At 47.5% G+C, this 16242-nt stretch carries 16 protein-coding genes; 9 read left to right on the forward strand and 7 right to left on the reverse strand.

What is annotated here, in order from left to right; translation table 11 throughout:
• Nucleotides 1-207: 207 nt before the first annotated feature.
• Nucleotides 208-897: a DUF7424 family protein gene (locus AB7038_RS06985; RefSeq protein WP_369453004.1), complete on the forward strand. Its 690-nt coding sequence runs from the start codon at nt 208-210 to the stop codon at nt 895-897.
• 131 nt (nt 898-1028) lie between these two features.
• Here AB7038_RS06985 and AB7038_RS06990 read toward each other — a convergent pair whose 3' ends face one another.
• Entirely contained in the window at nt 1029-1724 is a 696-nt protein-coding gene (locus AB7038_RS06990; protein ID WP_369453005.1) for a hypothetical protein, read from the reverse strand.
• A 108-nt stretch (nt 1725-1832) separates the two neighbouring features.
• A complete protein-coding gene (locus AB7038_RS06995) occupies nt 1833-2426 on the reverse strand; it encodes a cytochrome b/b6 domain-containing protein (protein ID WP_369453006.1) in 594 nt (197 codons plus the stop codon).
• Nucleotides 2427-2649: 223 nt separating this feature from the next.
• Here AB7038_RS06995 and AB7038_RS07000 point away from each other — a divergent pair, with 223 nt between their 5' ends.
• Complete coding sequence (locus AB7038_RS07000) at nt 2650-2982, forward strand: MliC family protein (protein WP_369453007.1); 333 nt, start codon at nt 2650-2652, stop codon at nt 2980-2982.
• 63 nt (nt 2983-3045) lie between these two features.
• Here the strand turns inward: AB7038_RS07000 and AB7038_RS07005 are convergent, their stop codons facing one another.
• Nucleotides 3046-3549, reverse strand: a complete 504-nt coding sequence (locus AB7038_RS07005) for a DUF4377 domain-containing protein (RefSeq protein ID WP_369453008.1) — start codon at nt 3547-3549, stop codon at nt 3046-3048.
• 132 nt (nt 3550-3681) lie between these two features.
• Between AB7038_RS07005 and AB7038_RS07010 the strand changes: the two genes are divergently transcribed.
• The 3 genes from AB7038_RS07010 to AB7038_RS07020 all read left to right on the forward strand — a co-directional run bounded on the left by AB7038_RS07010 (nt 3682) and on the right by AB7038_RS07020 (nt 4966).
• Entirely contained in the window at nt 3682-4014 is a 333-nt protein-coding gene (locus AB7038_RS07010; protein WP_369453009.1) for a hypothetical protein, read from the forward strand.
• 162 nt (nt 4015-4176) lie between these two features.
• Nucleotides 4177-4557 carry a fluoride efflux transporter CrcB gene (gene crcB / locus AB7038_RS07015; RefSeq protein ID WP_004236805.1) on the forward strand — a complete coding sequence of 127 codons (381 nt, stop codon included), beginning with the start codon at nt 4177-4179 and terminating at the stop codon, nt 4555-4557.
• Between the two features lie 10 nt (nt 4558-4567).
• Nucleotides 4568-4966 carry a CrcB family protein gene (locus AB7038_RS07020; RefSeq protein WP_368888538.1) on the forward strand — a complete coding sequence of 133 codons (399 nt, stop codon included), beginning with the start codon at nt 4568-4570 and terminating at the stop codon, nt 4964-4966.
• Between the two features lie 94 nt (nt 4967-5060).
• Here AB7038_RS07020 and fliT read toward each other — a convergent pair whose 3' ends face one another.
• From fliT to fliD, 3 genes are read right to left on the reverse strand one after another with little or no spacing between them, the layout of a single operon-like run.
• Nucleotides 5061-5450, reverse strand: a complete 390-nt coding sequence (gene fliT, locus AB7038_RS07025; protein ID WP_349418514.1) for a flagellar protein FliT — start codon at nt 5448-5450, stop codon at nt 5061-5063.
• Nucleotides 5440-5838, reverse strand: a complete 399-nt coding sequence (gene fliS / locus AB7038_RS07030) for a flagellar export chaperone FliS (protein ID WP_036406930.1) — start codon at nt 5836-5838, stop codon at nt 5440-5442. Before fliS ends, fliT begins: the two co-directional genes overlap by 11 nt.
• A gap of 5 nt (nt 5839-5843) precedes the next feature.
• On the reverse strand, nt 5844-7289 hold the full coding sequence (gene fliD / locus AB7038_RS07035) for a flagellar filament capping protein FliD (RefSeq protein ID WP_368888537.1): 1446 nt from the start codon (nt 7287-7289) through the stop codon (nt 5844-5846).
• A gap of 330 nt (nt 7290-7619) precedes the next feature.
• Here fliD and AB7038_RS07040 point away from each other — a divergent pair, with 330 nt between their 5' ends.
• The 4 genes from AB7038_RS07040 (at nt 7620) to fliZ (ending at nt 11694) form a co-directional block, all read left to right on the forward strand.
• Complete coding sequence (locus AB7038_RS07040; RefSeq protein ID WP_368888536.1) at nt 7620-8765, forward strand: FliC/FljB family flagellin; 1146 nt, start codon at nt 7620-7622, stop codon at nt 8763-8765.
• A gap of 230 nt (nt 8766-8995) precedes the next feature.
• Nucleotides 8996-10078, forward strand: coding sequence for a FliC/FljB family flagellin (locus AB7038_RS07045; RefSeq protein ID WP_369453010.1), 1083 nt, complete (start codon nt 8996-8998; stop codon nt 10076-10078).
• Between the two features lie 323 nt (nt 10079-10401).
• Nucleotides 10402-11124: an RNA polymerase sigma factor FliA gene (locus AB7038_RS07050; protein ID WP_024473838.1), complete on the forward strand. Its 723-nt coding sequence runs from the start codon at nt 10402-10404 to the stop codon at nt 11122-11124.
• A 57-nt stretch (nt 11125-11181) separates the two neighbouring features.
• Complete coding sequence (gene fliZ, locus AB7038_RS07055) at nt 11182-11694, forward strand: flagella biosynthesis regulatory protein FliZ (protein WP_004236794.1); 513 nt, start codon at nt 11182-11184, stop codon at nt 11692-11694.
• An 86-nt stretch (nt 11695-11780) separates the two neighbouring features.
• Here fliZ and putA read toward each other — a convergent pair whose 3' ends face one another.
• Nucleotides 11781-15755: a trifunctional transcriptional regulator/proline dehydrogenase/L-glutamate gamma-semialdehyde dehydrogenase gene (gene putA / locus AB7038_RS07060; protein WP_369453011.1), complete on the reverse strand. Its 3975-nt coding sequence runs from the start codon at nt 15753-15755 to the stop codon at nt 11781-11783.
• Nucleotides 15756-16242 lie beyond the last annotated feature (487 nt).

Consider the following 16242-nt stretch of genomic DNA (forward strand, 5'->3'; position numbering starts at 1 on the left):
TATGTGCGGTATCGTTTTTATTATTTCTCCTTTACTGTTTTGTTCAGGAATAGTGTCATTATTTATCTATAACATCAACTGTTTATAGCGGTAATCCGGTCACTGTACAGCCGGGGGAGTATCTCATCACAAAAATCACGCTTATCCCTGTAATTTTACTGGGTATATGTTTAAATAGATAAATCATAAACACATTTTGGTAAAAAAATGAAAAAAATTCTTCCCGTTCTGATTGCTGTTTCATTGCTGGCAGGGTGTAAAGTAGATGTTGAAACCACGGTAAATACGGATGACCTGGTTTCTCATGAACACAAACTGGTCGCCGGTAATATCAATGTGGAAGTACCGGCCTGCAATGATTTCGAAGATTCACGGAAAGAATCAAAAAGTCTGATCAGAATTAAAGAACAGATGCCGGCTGTCTTCTCCGGTGCGGAATACAAGGAATGTTATAAAGAGAAATTTAATTCCTATGCCAGTTTTACCGTTCCTGTCGGGGTCGGGTTTATCGCTGATGATATGAAGGCGGTAAATGCCGAGATTTATATCTTATCAAATGATGAACTCTATGCCGGAGTGATGATCACCCCTGAAGCGATTAAACGCCTGAAATCGGCCAAAAAATCTTCTCCCGGTGATCTGAAACTGCAAATGACGCTGGTGCTGGAAAAAGGTAAATTACCGATCCCGGATATTGCGGCGATGAGTGTGTTCATGACCGGTACGGAAGCGAAAAATAAACCATTGATTGCGAGCCGTGTGGGTATCGCCGGGAAAGAAGTCCGCTTTAAGTTATCTGACGTTTCTAATGCGTTAATTGAGAGCGGCAATATCGCACCGGTATTATACAAAGCAGAGATGCTGGAAAAATTAGTGGCTAATCTGAAGAAAGATTAACCGCGGCAGTCAGCCGTTATCCGCCGCCGTGTATTTACCGGCGGTTTTTTTATTCATATTTAAGAATTACGGCAGTTGTATTACAGTCTGTCAGAGTCAGCCTGATAACAGAAGCCTGTATGGATGCGGGCTTATTGTTTTATCAGTTCTGTATCGTAGCGTTCTTTACCGATAATGTGGGAATGTGTCATGGTGGTGTCTGATGTCAGGCGGAGAATACTATCAGACCGGGATTTATGATACGGATGTTCATATAATGATTCTTTATCCGAATATGCATAGGATTTAAAATGCAGTTCGTCACCCACCCAGTGAACCTGATTATACAGATGATTCCAGTTCTGATTACTGTCAAGTTTCAGCATAAAATTACCGTCACGGTTTTTTGTCACTTCAATCTGAACGACATTATCGTACATCCACTTTCCTTCAAAGCGGCTGAGTTCCGGATGTGGCGGAATAACCGGATCCGGAATAAAATCCGCAGCCTGATAGGCTGTTTTCGGCGGCGGATTAACTTCACCGGTATAAAGGCCGCAAAGCGGGGCGATGTCAGAGACTTTTGCATACAGCAGTGATACGCTGAAATCGTCATTAATTTTCTGTTCCAGCGCCATTGTTCTTTTCGTTATTTTGACTATTTTCAGGCTGGTTTGATAAGTGCCGGATGTCAGTATGATAGTCTTGTTTTCTTTATCGACGGTGTAGGTGTATGTTTCAACCGGTTCTTTCTCATCCGGTTTTGCACAATTAAACGAATACAACGAAGATGTTCCGTCAGTATTATACTGTACAACATTGGCGATCCCGTTTTTAAGCGGTACCATTGCCCAGGTCCCTTCAAAATCCTGATTTTCATTTGAATAAGCATTCAGTGAAAATATAATAAGTAAAGCGGATAATAATCTTTTCATCATTACATCCTGTAATAAAAATCAGCCCGGCTGGTTGTTGTCTGAAATGTTTTTCTTTCGCAACCAGAGTATAAAGTGTAATAACCCCATTGCGCCATGACCAATAATATACGCTTCAATCAGTCCCGTCAGTGTTTTGTGCAGATTACGTATTTCACCGGCATAAACTGAGCCCGCCGCCCATAATATAAACCAGGCGGTACCGGATAGCACGACCAGCACCATAGCCCCGAGACCCAGCCCCTGAACGCTGGTTGCCAGACCTCCGGGAGAGGATTCCGGTAATTTCCCGTGCAACAGGGCGCGGCAGTCTGCCGCTATCTGTGAAAAACAGCCGAAAGCCCACGGATAATAGTGCTTTATTCCCCGCTGATGAAAGCAGAGAGCAATAAGCAGGGTACCGGAAACCCAGAATGAAAGGCCGGTAATAATATGCAGCCAGGTAAAAAATAAGCGATAGCCATCAGCAGGAATAACGCCGGTGACCGAAACAGACATCCAATTGCTGATCACAATCTGAAGAATAACGGAGATAATGATAATGAAATGCAATATCAATACTGCCGGTGACTGATAAATACGCATAAACTGCCGCAGAGATGAGAATATTATCATTGGTATAACTCCGCCCGTAATAAAGATTAAATAATGTCTGCGTAATTATACTGATAATAGCACCATTCCGCAGAATAGCGATTTAAATATCATCAGGTAACAGCGGGGAAATTAACCGGAACAACAGGATTACAGAGATATCCTATATTGGTTCCTGATGGCGGGTGCATAATTACAGCGCAACAATATTAACGGTTGTATTACTCGTTTTCAGGAGCATTCTATGCGTAAAATTCTGTCTGTGTCTGTTGTCGCGTTAGTTTCTGCATTACTGGCAAGCCCTGCATTTGCTGCCAAAACGGATACCTATAACTGTGACGGGCAAAAAATTAAAGTTGCTTTCCCGGATGCCAAAACAGCAGTGATGGTATACAGCGATGAAATTATTGTTCTGAAAGAAGCGGTTGCTGCCAGCGGTGCCCGTTATGTCGGCGAAAATTTCCAGCTTTGGTCAAACGGAAAAAATGAGCTGAACCTGGCCAGCATTTCTGAGGATGATGCGGTGAAAGGCAAGGTTGCGGAAGATAAAGGCCGTACCTGTAAATTAGTGAAATAATAAAAACCGTTTTTTATACCGGATAAATAAAGAGAGCGGGTTGTCCCGCTCCTTTTGATCTGTTTATTTATGATTCTTACGGTAGTAAGTCCATTCTTCAACCCGTTCACCACCGGGTAAATTGCAGTAACCGGTCCAGCCCGATGGCGCTTTCACGATTTCTGTTTTACCGCCGGATTGTTCACAATACACGGATGCCGGGTTTGCCATGCCAATTTTTGTGTCTTTCGCCGGTACAGGATCTTTATTCAGCACGGAGATTAACTGATAACGGATATTGGGTGCGTCGGCAGGCGGATTCGGAACATGGGTGGTTTTGACAGATACCCGGTACTGGTACCCCGGTTCGTAAGTAAAACCGTCAATATTCTGATAGAAGAATTCCCAGTTTGCTTCCGGAGATTCTTTTATTTTCATGCACTTCATCGGTGCGACACCTGTGCAGTCGGCGAGTTCAGAGTCAATATATAATGTTTTGGTGTTTTCTGCTGCCTGGTCTGTCCGTGCACTCTGACTGCATCCTGCCATTAATAAGAAGAGCGGAGCAATAACATAGGCTGATTTCATCAGTTGTCCTTAATGTGTATATTAAAATAGTGTGTTTTCACTCTGTTTATGACAGCATAAAAATGGAATTAGTTCCGCATTGGTGGTTTTTTATCTGCAAAAAGAGTATAAATGAAGAGATATAAAATATCAGTGACAAGCGTGATAATACTGGCCGGTTTTTATTTCCGGGTATGGCTGTATACAACAACCGGTATGATACTGGCAGAATGGATAAATAATAATCTGCGGGAGCCGCCGGTTTCCGCTGATTTTTGGGATTCGTTATATCTGGTCAGTAAATTCCTGCTGGTTATTCTGCTGCTGATATTATCAGGGGATCTGATCCGTGTTTACCGCAATATCCGGCGTAACCCGGTAATAACTGCATCACAGACCCGTTTTTATCTGACGGTTACCGCACTGGCAGGTGGTGTGGCTATTTTTCTGCTGACCGTCAGTTATTGGTATCCGTTCTCCGTATAGTCACAGAATATTGCAGGGGATAACCTGTAACCGGACTTCAGATCCGGCATCTTTGTACAAATTCAGTTGGTTTCAATCCGGTAATTGTGAAGTAAAGAGAGAGGATCTACACTATCCGCTGTACGTATTTCTCCTGACGATGGTATTTACAGGTGAGGTTATATGACAGCAATTGATATTTTCTGGGTCGGTATCGGCGGCGGCAGCGGTTCATTACTGCGCTGGTGGGTCGGTAAACTGACAGGCGAACGTTATCACGGCCATTTTCCGCTGGGTACCTTTATTATTAATATCTCGGGTGCCTTTATTATCGGTTTTTTAAGCACGTTATTCGTGATTGACTGGCATGATCGCTTCGGTTCATTCCTGCATGCGGCTGTTCTGACCGGTATTCTCGGCGGTTACACCACATTCAGCAGTATGCAGCTGGATGCAGCCAAACTGGTGAATTCCAAACAGCGGATGCTGGCTTTCGGGTATTTGCTTATCTCTGTTGTGGCGGGTCTGGCGGCTGCCGCACTGGGTGTCTGGCTGGCGGCATAAGGATAACAATATGAATATGGTGATTCTTATTTTTATTGGCGGAGCCTTCGGTGCAATCTGCCGTGAATTACTGATGCTTGGTGTGCCATCGCTGCATGACGGATTTCCGCTTGATATTCTGGCGGCCAATATTATTGCCTCATTCCTGCTGGGAATAACGGCAGCATTGTTACAGCGCAACCGGATTAATCAGTATGTCAATGCGCTGGTGGCAACCGGTATTATGGGCGGGTTATCCACGTTCAGCAGTTTTGTGTACGGAACCTTTGAAATTATGTCATCCCCGGCGCTATTGGGTACCGGAATAACGTATTTACTGGTCAGTATGATTGGCGGATTTGCAGCTGTTATGGCAGGGTTATATCTGGGAAATTGTGTGAAACCCGGTGAAAAAAATACCGCTGAATAGCAAAACGTTCCGGCCGGGCAGAGAACGACTGTCCGGCCGGAACAGATCAGGCTATTTTTTCATTATTTTAAGACACTGCACTGATCAAAAAAATTTATTCTGCTGGTTTAATATTAATGGAATAATCCGGGTCACTGAATTGCCCGTAACTTTTATTAATCACCCGTTGTTGGTCAAGCTGTTTTATTTCTTTACTCAGAAAGTTGAGGTGATCCTGTAAACAAATTTTTGTTACCCGCTCATTCTCAATGATTGCCTGCAGTATTTCCACCAGTTCGCCGGTAACCGGCTGTTCTTTTTCCAGTTCATGAGATAACTGTGTCAGGTGTTCAACCGCGCAAACATAATCAGTTTCACGGGCAATCAAATCATCCCATTCACTGTTTCTGGCCAGGGTAACGAGTTCTTCACTCAGTGTCAGTACATGTTGATATATATCGTGTAAATTGATGGTTGTTTGAATACTCACCTGATTATCTTTCATCCACATTTGCCCCGATTTGTTGCCATGTTGCCGCGAGATCGGAGAGCAGTTGATAGACCTCTTTTACGTAGGCCACGTTATTTTCGATATTTGCGTTGAGTAACCGCATAATCATATAGTCATACAGAGAGGCCAGATTATGTGCCAGCTCACCGCCGGCATCATAATCCAGAGCCTGTTTCAGACCATTATCAATAATATTAATAGCCTTTGATAATTCATTACCTTTGGCGGCAATATCATTTTGCTCCATGAAGATTTCGCTGCGGCGAAGGGCGCTGAGCGCCCCGTTAAACAAAATCCGGATCAACTGATAAGGCGAGGCATTGGTAATTTCACTTTCAAGATTAACTTGCTGATAAGCCTGATTTGCCTTGCGCTGATACATTATTTTTAACCTAACATTCTGCCGAGTGCTTGTGTGGTGCCACTCAGGGAGTTCATCATTTTGTCCAGATTCTGGAACTGACGGCGATACAGATCCATGGTGTTTTCGATCTGTTTATTGGTTTGTTCGATACGTTTATCGATACCTTTTTTCTTTTTCTCCAGACCATCGGTGGCGTTATGAATCGTACCTTCACGGCTGTCTAATATCTTTTTCAGATAATTAAAGTTTTCAGTAGCAAAACCGGTCTCTTTTCCGTCACCGGCAAAGAATTCTTTTACACTGGAACCATTTTCTTTTAATGCTTTATCGAGGACTTTGTCATCAATTTCCAGGGTACCGTCTAACTTTTGTTTGATACCGAGTTTGCTCATGGTGTTGAGTGTACCGTCACCATTCGGTGTTCTGATTTGCCCGCGGATGGTGTTCTGGATACCGCGTACCGTGGAATCACCAATCAGCGGACCATTACTTTTATCTGCCACCTCACCTTTTTCTGTCTTGGTATATTTGGTCAGATCTTTACAGAGTTTCTGATACTCGTTATAAGCATCCACCCACTCTTTGATTTTCTTTTTGGCCGGTTCAATATCAGAAGAAACAACCAGCGGTTCAGTAACTGGTTTTCCGGCGCTGTCTTTTTCAGTGGTTTTTTTCAGTGTCAGTGTCAGACCAAAAAAAGCATCTTTGACTTCGTTAGTCTGTGATTCCTGCTCGATACCATTTACAGTGAACAGGGCATTTTCCGGTGCGGTCGTCTGCTTCATTCCGCCATTACCGGTAAATTTAACGGTACCGTCGGTTTGTTTTTCTGATTTTCCGCCGATGGCTTTATCCAGATCATCATCGCCGGTAACAGAAATACTGATAGCGGAATCGGTTCCCTGGGTTTTACTGATTAACACCAGGTGGTATTCGCCCTGTTTATCTTTTACCACACTGGCAGAGACGCCTTTATCCGCTTTATTTATGGCATCAGCGACTTCAATCGGCGATGTTTTATCGCTGCTCAGCTTTATATCAAAATTCTTTTTCGCATCACTGCCGTCACCGATTTTAATGGAAACAGTTCGTTCAGCGTTACTGTTACCCATTGATGTCTTGCCGTCAGCAACACCTTTTCCGGATAAGGTCTGGTTTTTAGCCAGCCGTTCGATGCTGACATCATACTGGCCCGGCTGTGCTTTACCTGTGGTGGACACACCAAAGTATTTATTTTCTTCACTGACTTTGGTTGTACTGATATCACCGTATTTTTTCAGTGCTTCAGCGGCGGATTTTAATTTTTCCAGTGAGGCCTGTAATTTTCCAAAAGCACTAATCTGTGCTTCACATGCTGTTTTTTGGGCAGTTAACGGCTCCAGACGGCGCATTTCTGCTTTTTCCAGCATGTCCAGCTGCTGATTAAGATCCATTCCGGCGCCGACGCCTAACGATGCTATGCCTGCCATGTACTTCTCCTGAATTTAATTGGTTTTACATAGTTATCGGTTGGCAGCGGAAGAATTTTAGCGTTAACAGCAAAAAATGATGGGCGGAGTTGCGCAGGGAAAGCAGGGTTATTGTCACCATTAAGATAAGGAAACAAAAAAGGGCATCGGGAGCTGCAATGTGGTTACAAAACTCACAAAATGCGTTATCCGGATAAATATGCCTGATATTGATAATATGGCGGCGTTTTGTCTGTAAATAAAGTGAATTATCTCCCGTTAACAGTATTACCCCGCTGCGGCGGCAGAAAATAATTCACATTATTTCATACAAAAAAAGGAAATATCATTATGGCACAAGTTATTAATACCAATGTTCTGTCACTGGTTACCCAGAATAATTTAAACCGCTCACAGGGCGCGTTAGGTACTGCGATTGAGCGTCTTTCTTCCGGCTCCCGCATTAACAGTGCGAAAGATGATGCCGCGGGTCAGGCGATTGCCAACCGTTTCACCGCCAACGTAAAAGGTCTGACTCAGGCTTCCCGTAATGCCAGCGACGGTATTTCCCTGGCGCAGGTAACAGAAGGCGCAGTGAATGAAATCAATGACAATATCCAGCGTATTCGTGAACTGACCGTACAGGCACAAAACGGCACCAATTCTGAAAGCGATATCAACTCTATTAAAGAAGAAGTTGATCAGCGCATGAAAGAGATTGACCGTATTTCAGAGCAGACGCAGTTTAACGGTATTAAAGTGCTGTCCTCCGATAACAAAATGACATTCCAGGTCGGTACCAACGACGGTGAAACCATTGATATCGACCTGAAGAAGGTGGACCGTGCAGCACTGGGCCTGGATAAACTGGATATCGCAGCCTCCCGGTTCGGACCAACACTGTCAGCAGGTGATTTTGTTGCAGATCTGAAAGGTACAGGTACTGAAGCCGATGCACAAAAGGTTGCAGAAGACGCACTGAAAGGCATTAAACTTGGCGGTAAAGACGTCGAAGGGGCAAAAGTATCCTACCAGGTTAAAGCTGATGGTTCTGTTGATAAATCAAAAGTATATATCCGGGGTAAGGTTGACGGTAAAGACGTTACATTAAAAGCAGATATTACCGCGACTGCTGCAACAGGTGCGGCAGGTGCAACCCCTGCAGAACTGAAGATTGAAAATGTAGCTGCATTAGATGCTGCTGATCAAAAAGTGCTTGATGCCAGAAGTCCGCTGGGCACACTGGATAAAGCACTGTCAAAAATTGACAGCCAGCGCAGCCAGTTAGGTGCATTCCAGAACCGTATGCAGTCCACTATCAATAATCTGAACAACTCGGTCAATAACCTGAGCTCTGCACGCAGCCGTATTCAGGATGCAGATTTTGCGGTTGAAGTCTCTAATATGAGCCGTGGTCAGATTCTGCAGCAGGCGGGTACTGCTGTTCTGGCACAGGCAAACCAGGTGCCGCAGTCAGTACTGAGCTTACTGCGTTAATCATTATTTCATTATAAATCAGGCAATTCCTCTGTTTTATGATTTGGCCGGAACTGTTGTTCCGGCTTTTTTTATGTCTGAGGAAACCATTTCTGCGACGATTTTCTAAAAATATTTACCAAAAAACCTAAAGTGGTCTCTCAGGGTGCCGATAGTGTTATTGCTGGCGAAAATCAGAAAGCCAAACAGATAAACGCTGTTTATTATTTTCAATAACAAGGACATATATCATGGCACAGGTTATCAATACTAACGTTCTGTCTCTGGTTACTCAGAACAACTTAAACCGTTCACAGGGCGTATTAGGCACTGCAATTGAGCGTCTGTCTTCAGGTGCCCGCATCAACAGCGCAAAAGATGACGCTGCAGGCCAGGCAATCGCCAACCGTTTCACCGCTAACGTAAAAGGCCTGGCACAGGCTTCCCGTAACGCTAACGACGGTATCTCTATCGCACAGACCGCTGAAGGTGCTGTTAACGAAATCAACGACAACATCCAGCGCATCCGTGAACTGACTGTTCAGGCGAAAAACGGCACTAACTCCAAGAGCGATATCGGTTCTATCCAGGAAGAAGTGAACGAGCGTCTGTCAGAAATCAAACGTATTTCTGAACAAACTCAGTTCAACGGCATTAAAGTGCTGGAGCAGGGCACTAAAATGAATTTCCAGGTTGGTGCAAACGATGGTGAAATCATTGAACTGGATATGCAGAAAATCGATCTGGATAAACTGGGTCTGAAAGATTTCGAACTGCCGACTTATACTGCTCTGAAATCAGATACTAAGCTTACTGACCCTCAAGCACTGGCATTGGCTAAGAAAACTGATGCTGGTTTTACTTCTACAGAAGTTGATGGCCATGACTTGTTCGAAACTGAAAGTGGTAGTTATGTCGCTGCAAAAGGCGGCAAATATTACGAAGTGAAAGGTTTCGAAGCTAAAGGTACATCTGCGGCTGATAAAGTTGTCGGTAAGTTAGTTGTCGGTACAGAAGAACTTACTGATATTAAAACTAAAGCAGATGCTGATGCAGTTAATTCTGCAACCACCAAAAAACTGGACGACGCACTGAAAACTGTTGATTCATACCGTTCAAAACTGGGTGCATTCCAGAACCGTATGCAGTCTACCATCAACAATCTGAACAACTCTGTTAACAACCTGAGCGCAGCACGCAGCCGTATCCAGGACGCTGACTTCGCAACAGAAGTGTCTAACATGAGCCGTGGTCAGATCCTGCAGCAGGCGGGTACCGCTGTTCTGGCACAGGCAAACCAGGTTCCTCAGGGTGTTCTGAGCCTGTTACGTTAATTTACGTAGTTGCTTTAACGTATTTAAAAGGTCAGAATATTCTGGCCTTTTTTTATAGGTGTTACCCATAACAGAGCAAATAATATTCTAACTATTTGTTTTTTTATTCTATTAATGAACGCCTATTTTTCTTTTTGTCATATAAAATAACCGGAATTTTGCAAAATTTATGATAAAAATGAAAGAGAGTATTGCTATTTGTTAATGAGGTGATTTAGGATAAGGCAAATAAGGCGTGATTTACCTCACTACTCACCGGATTGAATTCTTTTCAGGGCACGATAATAAAAGCCTTTCATGAATCTCGAAGGGTGTTTCAGGTTGTGAGTGATTTGTATACCGCCGAAGGTGTTATCAACAAAAATAGCCTGTGGGAGCGTTATTATCCCCTTATCCGGCACGAAGCCCTGAAGTTGCAGGTGAGATTACCGGCAAGCGTTGATATTGACGACTTAATTCAGGCCGGGGGTATCGGCTTGCTGCATGCAGTGGAGCGTTTTGACGCCATGCAGGGTGCCACCTTTGCAACCTATGCGGTACAACGGATCCGCGGGGCAATGCTGGATGAATTGCGGGGAAGAGATTGGGCCCCCCGCAGTGTGCGCCGTCAGGCGCGGGAAATAACCAAAGCCGTGCGTGCGCTCGAACAGTCTCTGGGGCGTGCAGCCACAGAGCAGGAAATCGCTGATTCGTTACAGATGGATATCGCAGAATACCGTCAGGTCTTAACCGATACCAATAACAGTCAGCTGTTTTCTTACGATGAGTGGCACGAAATCCACGGTGAGAGTTGCGAACCCGTCCGTGATGATGATGACGGGGGCAACCCGCTCGGTTTGTTGGTAGACGAGAGTTTGCGTCACCAGGTGGTTGAAGCGATAAAACAACTGCCTGAACGTGAAAAACTGGTTCTGACTCTTTACTATCAGGAAGAGCTGAACCTCAAGGAGATAGGCGCAGTGCTGGAAGTGGGGGAATCCCGCGTCAGCCAGTTACACAGCCAGGCAATCAAAAGGCTGCGGGCGCGCTTAAAATCCATGAAGTAACTTTGACTTTATCTTTGATTTATTTTTATTAGACTAGACTACACAAGGCGCCAGAATATGTCTGTTTCAAAACAAAAGAAACGGCCCGTAAGCCGTTACATTAAAGACTTCAAACACAGTCAGACTCACTGCAGTCATTGTCACAAAACCCTCGATCGTATCTCCCTGGTGTTCAACGGTCAGCTGATCAATAAAGAAGCTATTTCTGAAATGACAGATATGATCGATGACACCACCTGGATGGGATTACAGGACAAATTTGTGGCACTCTGCCGTTTCTGCAGCGAGATCTACTGCAACAGTGCAACCGATTATTTCGATATCATGGCATTCAAACAGTATCTGTTTGAAGAAACGGAAATGAGCCACAGCACCGTGCGCGAATATGTTGTCCGTCTGCGCCGTCTCGATGAACTGCTGTCCTCCAAAGCCTTCCCGGCCACCACGGAATTCTCCACTGAAATTATCCAGGCACAGCTGAGTGAAGATTTATCTGACTCTGCCCTGAGCAACTACAACATCGCACTGCGCAAGTACGAACAGTATCTTGACTGGCAGGGTAAACACTGATTTATCAGTCAGACCATTTTTTATCATTTACTGATAAAACAAAGGGAACTTTCGTTCCCTTTTTCCGTTTTAAGACCCTGTGATTATCAGCCGATAGTCATCAGACTGGCGTTTCCGCCCGCTGCAGCGGTATTCACACTGACCGCACGCTCATGCAGTAACAGCATCAGCGGGATCTGTGTATCACCGTGACTGAGCCCGGCAACCGGCACAATCTCACCACTGCGAGCAGCCACATCCCGGTTTACCGCCTGCAGGCGATCACTGTCACCGTGGAAAATCACACCGTTAAAGGCCACACCATCCGCTGACCACTCTTCTGTCAGCGTGATTTGCGCACGGACGCTGTCCGGCAGAGCGTTATACAGTGAACGGGTATGTTCCGCCGCAGGCCAGAGCTGACGGCAGCCTGCTGCCAGCGTGGCGCCCAGTTGCAGCAGAGCATCCTGTTCTGAATCATTCAGGCCGAGAATGGTTCCGCGCGGCAGCAGATAATAACTGTTGCGCTCCCCGGTCGGCCCCGGCAGCAGACGGCAGGTACCGGCCTGGGATAACTCACCGTAACGGGTAACCGCTGTCAGCACATCGTGGCGGCGCTGCGCTTCCAGCCAGGCGAGGAAAGTATCAAACGGTGCCAGTAACTGTGCGCGCAGAGTGACATCCGGCGGATTGAGATCATCCTGTTCTGCCAGAAGACTGACCACCGAATCATCAGGCTGTTCCGCCAGCAGACGGTGGAGATAGAGCGGTCCGCCGGCTTTCGGACCGGTGCCGGAAAGCCCTTCGCCGCCGAACGGCTGAACCCCGACCACTGCACCGACAATATTGCGGTTAACATAAATATTTCCGGCTTCAATCTGTTGTGTCAGCTGTGCAATGGTTTCATCGATACGGGTGTGGATACCGAATGTCAGCCCGTAACCGGCGGCATTAATTTTCTCTGCCAGTGCCGGCAGGGTATCGCGCGGATAGCGGACTACATGCAGGACAGGGCCGAAAATTTCCCGCGTCAGTTCAGAGACATCATCCAGCTCAATCAGTGTCGGCGGGATAAAGGTACCATTAAGAATCGCCGGTGAGCCGGTTTCCATCCCGAAAGCGGACTGATACACCGGTCTGCCTTTACCGCGCATCTGCTGAATATGCTGGCGGATGCCGTTATGGGCTTCTTCATCAATCACGGGACCGATATCGGTTGCCAGTATGTCCGGGTTGCCGAGACGGCATTCCGCCATCGCGCCTTTCAGCATTTCAATGGTGCGATCGGCCACATCTTCCTGGATGCAGAGCAGGCGCAGCGCTGAACAGCGTTGTCCCGCACTGTCAAAGGCGGAACTGACCACATCGGTGACGACCTGTTCTGTCAGGGCGGAGGAATCCACGACCATCGCATTCAGGCCGCCGGTTTCGGCGATCAGCGGGATCACGCGGCCTTCGGTACTGAGACGGGCAGCCAGATTGCGCTGTAAAATCTTCGCGACCGCTGTGGAGCCGGTAAACATCACACCCTGAACACGAGGGTCACACACCAGCTGGTTACCGACTGTTTCACCGTCACCCGGCAGCAGTTGCAGAACCTCACACGGGACACCGGCGTCATGGAGCAGTGAAACGGCAACGGCTGCCACCAGCGGAGTCTGCTCTGCCGGTTTCGCCAGCACCGGGTTTCCGGCGGCGAGAGCGGCGGCAACCTGACCGGTGAAAATCGCCAGCGGGAAGTTCCACGGGCTGATACAGACTACCGGTCCCAGCGGGCGGTGTGTATCACCGGCAAAGTGAGTTTTGACCTGAGAGGCATAATAATTGAGAAAATCGACGGCTTCACGGACTTCGGCAATCGCGTTGGCAAAGGTCTTACCGGCTTCCCGCACCAGGATCCCGAGCAGCGGCTGCAACTGATCTTCCATCAGCTGTGCGGCACGGATAAGGATGTCCGCCCGTTCCTGTGCCGGTGTGGCGAACCAGATCTCCGCTGCACCGGATGCGGTGGCAAGGGCATGATCCACTTCATCTTCAGTGGCCGGACGAACGTGACCGACAATATCATGATGATTCGCCGGGTTTCTGACCGGCTGCAGCTCTGCCGGTGCTGACGGTGTAAATGTGCCGCCGGTGAGCGGCTCACTGAGCAGATTATCCCCGGCGTGACTGAGCAGGGCACTCGACAGTGAGGCCAGACGGTGTTCGTTACTCAGATCCAGACCGGCGGCATTGACCCGGGTATTGCCGTACAGATTGCGCGGCAGCGGGATTTTCGGATGCGGCAGGCCGACAGCACCTTCTTTGGCGGCCATTGCCTGAACCACCGCAACCGGGTCTTCCACCAGCATCTCCAGCGGAATCGTGCCGTCGGCAATCCGGTTTACAAAGGAGGTATTTGCGCCGTTTTCCAGCAGGCGGCGGACCAGATAAGCCAGCAGAGTTTCATGGGTGCCGACCGGTGCATACACGCGGCACGGCCGGTTCAGTTTACCGTCCGCCACTTTGCCGACCACCTGCTCATAGAGTGGTTCACCCATGCCGTGCAGGCACTGGAACTCATACTGACCGGGATAATAGTTATTGCCCGCCAGCTGATAAATCGCGGATAAGGTGTGGGCGTTGTGGGTGGCGAACTGCGGATAAATCAGATTCGGCACTGACAGCAGTTTACGGGCACAGGCGAGGTAAGAGATATCCGTGTAAACCTTACGGGTATACACCGGATAGCCCTCCAGCCCGTCCACCTGGGCGCGTTTGACTTCGCTGTCCCAGTAAGCGCCTTTCACCAGACGGATCATCAGACGGCGCTGACTGCGCGATGCCAGATCAATCAGGTAATCCACCACCACCGGACAGCGTTTCTGATAGGCCTGGATAACAAAACCGATGCCGTTCCAGCCCGCCAGCTGCGGATCAAAGCAGAGTTTTTCCAGTAAATCGAGGGAGATTTCCAGGCGGTCAGCTTCTTCCGCATCAATGTTGATACCGATATCGTACTGACGCGCCATCACCACCAGGTCGCGCAGGATAGGATAAAGTTCGGACATCACGCGGTCATACTGCGCGCGGCTGTAGCGCGGGTGCAGGGCAGAGAGTTTGATGGAGATACCCGGCCCTTCATAAATACCGCGTCCGGCGGAGGCTTTGCCGATAGCGTGGATTGCCTGCTGATAAGAGACCAGATACGCCTGTGCATCTGCGGCTGTCAGTGCGGCCTCGCCCAGCATATCGTAAGAATAGCGGAAGCCTTTGGCTTCATTTTTGCGGGCGTTTGCCAGTGCACGGGCGATGGTTTCACCGGTAACAAACTGTTCGCCCATCAGGCGCATCGCCATATCCACACCTTTGCGTACCAGCGGCTCACCGCTTTTGCCGAGGATACGGTTCAGCGAGCGGCTCAGTCCCGCTTCATTATGTGTGGCGACCAGCTTGCCGGTAAACAGCAGTCCCCATGTGGCCGCATTGACAAACATGGATTTGCTCTGACCGAGATGGGAATTCCAGTCACCGTGGCTGATTTTATCGCGGATCAGCACATCACGGGTGGCTTTATCCGGAATACGCAGCAGTGCTTCCGCCAGGCACATCAGCGCGATCCCCTCCTGGGAGGAGAGGGAAAACTCCTGAAGCAGTCCCTGTACCAGTCCGGCGCGTCCGCTGCTGTTTTTCTGATTACGCAGCTTTTCTGCCAGACCGTAAGCCAGTTTATGGGTGGCCTGTGCGGCATCCGGGGAGAGTTGCGCCTGCGGCAGCAGCATAGCGACCGCTTCCGGCTCCGGAATGCGGTACGCGGATGTGATAGCCGCGCGGGTAACGGATTGCGGCAGGATATCACCGGCAAATTCCAGAAACGGCTGGCAGCTGACCGGCGGCTCAGCCGGTAAGGTTTCATCTTCCTGTGCGGAAGGGGCTCCGGCAGCAGGCAGTGTGCCGTCCGGCAGAGAATCAAGCTGAGCCAGATAATCAAAAATAGCCTGTCTGATCAGCCAGTGTGGTGTGCGATCGATTTTTTGCGCAGCGGCTTTGATCCGCTCACGGGTTTCATCATCCAGTCTGACGCCCATTGTGGTACTCACCATGTTCACTCCTCATAAACGGCAACAGGTCATGCGTTGCACATTAATATCCATGAGGTTGCAACTTTGTGCAACATTGTTAAATAAAGAGATGTACAAAGTGTGAATAATGTCGCTGTTTTATACTGATCTGAGAAAACGATTAATAAATAAACCGTATTGGTTAAAATAAAATCATTATATAACAATAGTATATTGTCAGTTTTAAGGCGTATAATGATTAAATCAGGTGATTAACCGCATCACTTTCTGATGACATATCCCGTGATAAAAATCACAAATCTTCACTTTAATATCGTTAATTAATTGTTGTTTTATTGTTGTTGTCGTTACTATCGGGCTGAACACAACTCATCACAGATTTAACAAATAATGATAATTAACGGGGCATTGTCTGTGCAGACCAGGGATGACTGAGGCGATGTGCAACACAGTAACACCGGTGTGACGCGCATCCTGTACAGCGATTGGTACACGCAATGCTGATACG

The sequence above is a fragment of the Morganella morganii genome, from assembly GCF_041099235.1.
Taxonomy (GTDB): domain Bacteria; phylum Pseudomonadota; class Gammaproteobacteria; order Enterobacterales; family Enterobacteriaceae; genus Morganella; species Morganella morganii_E.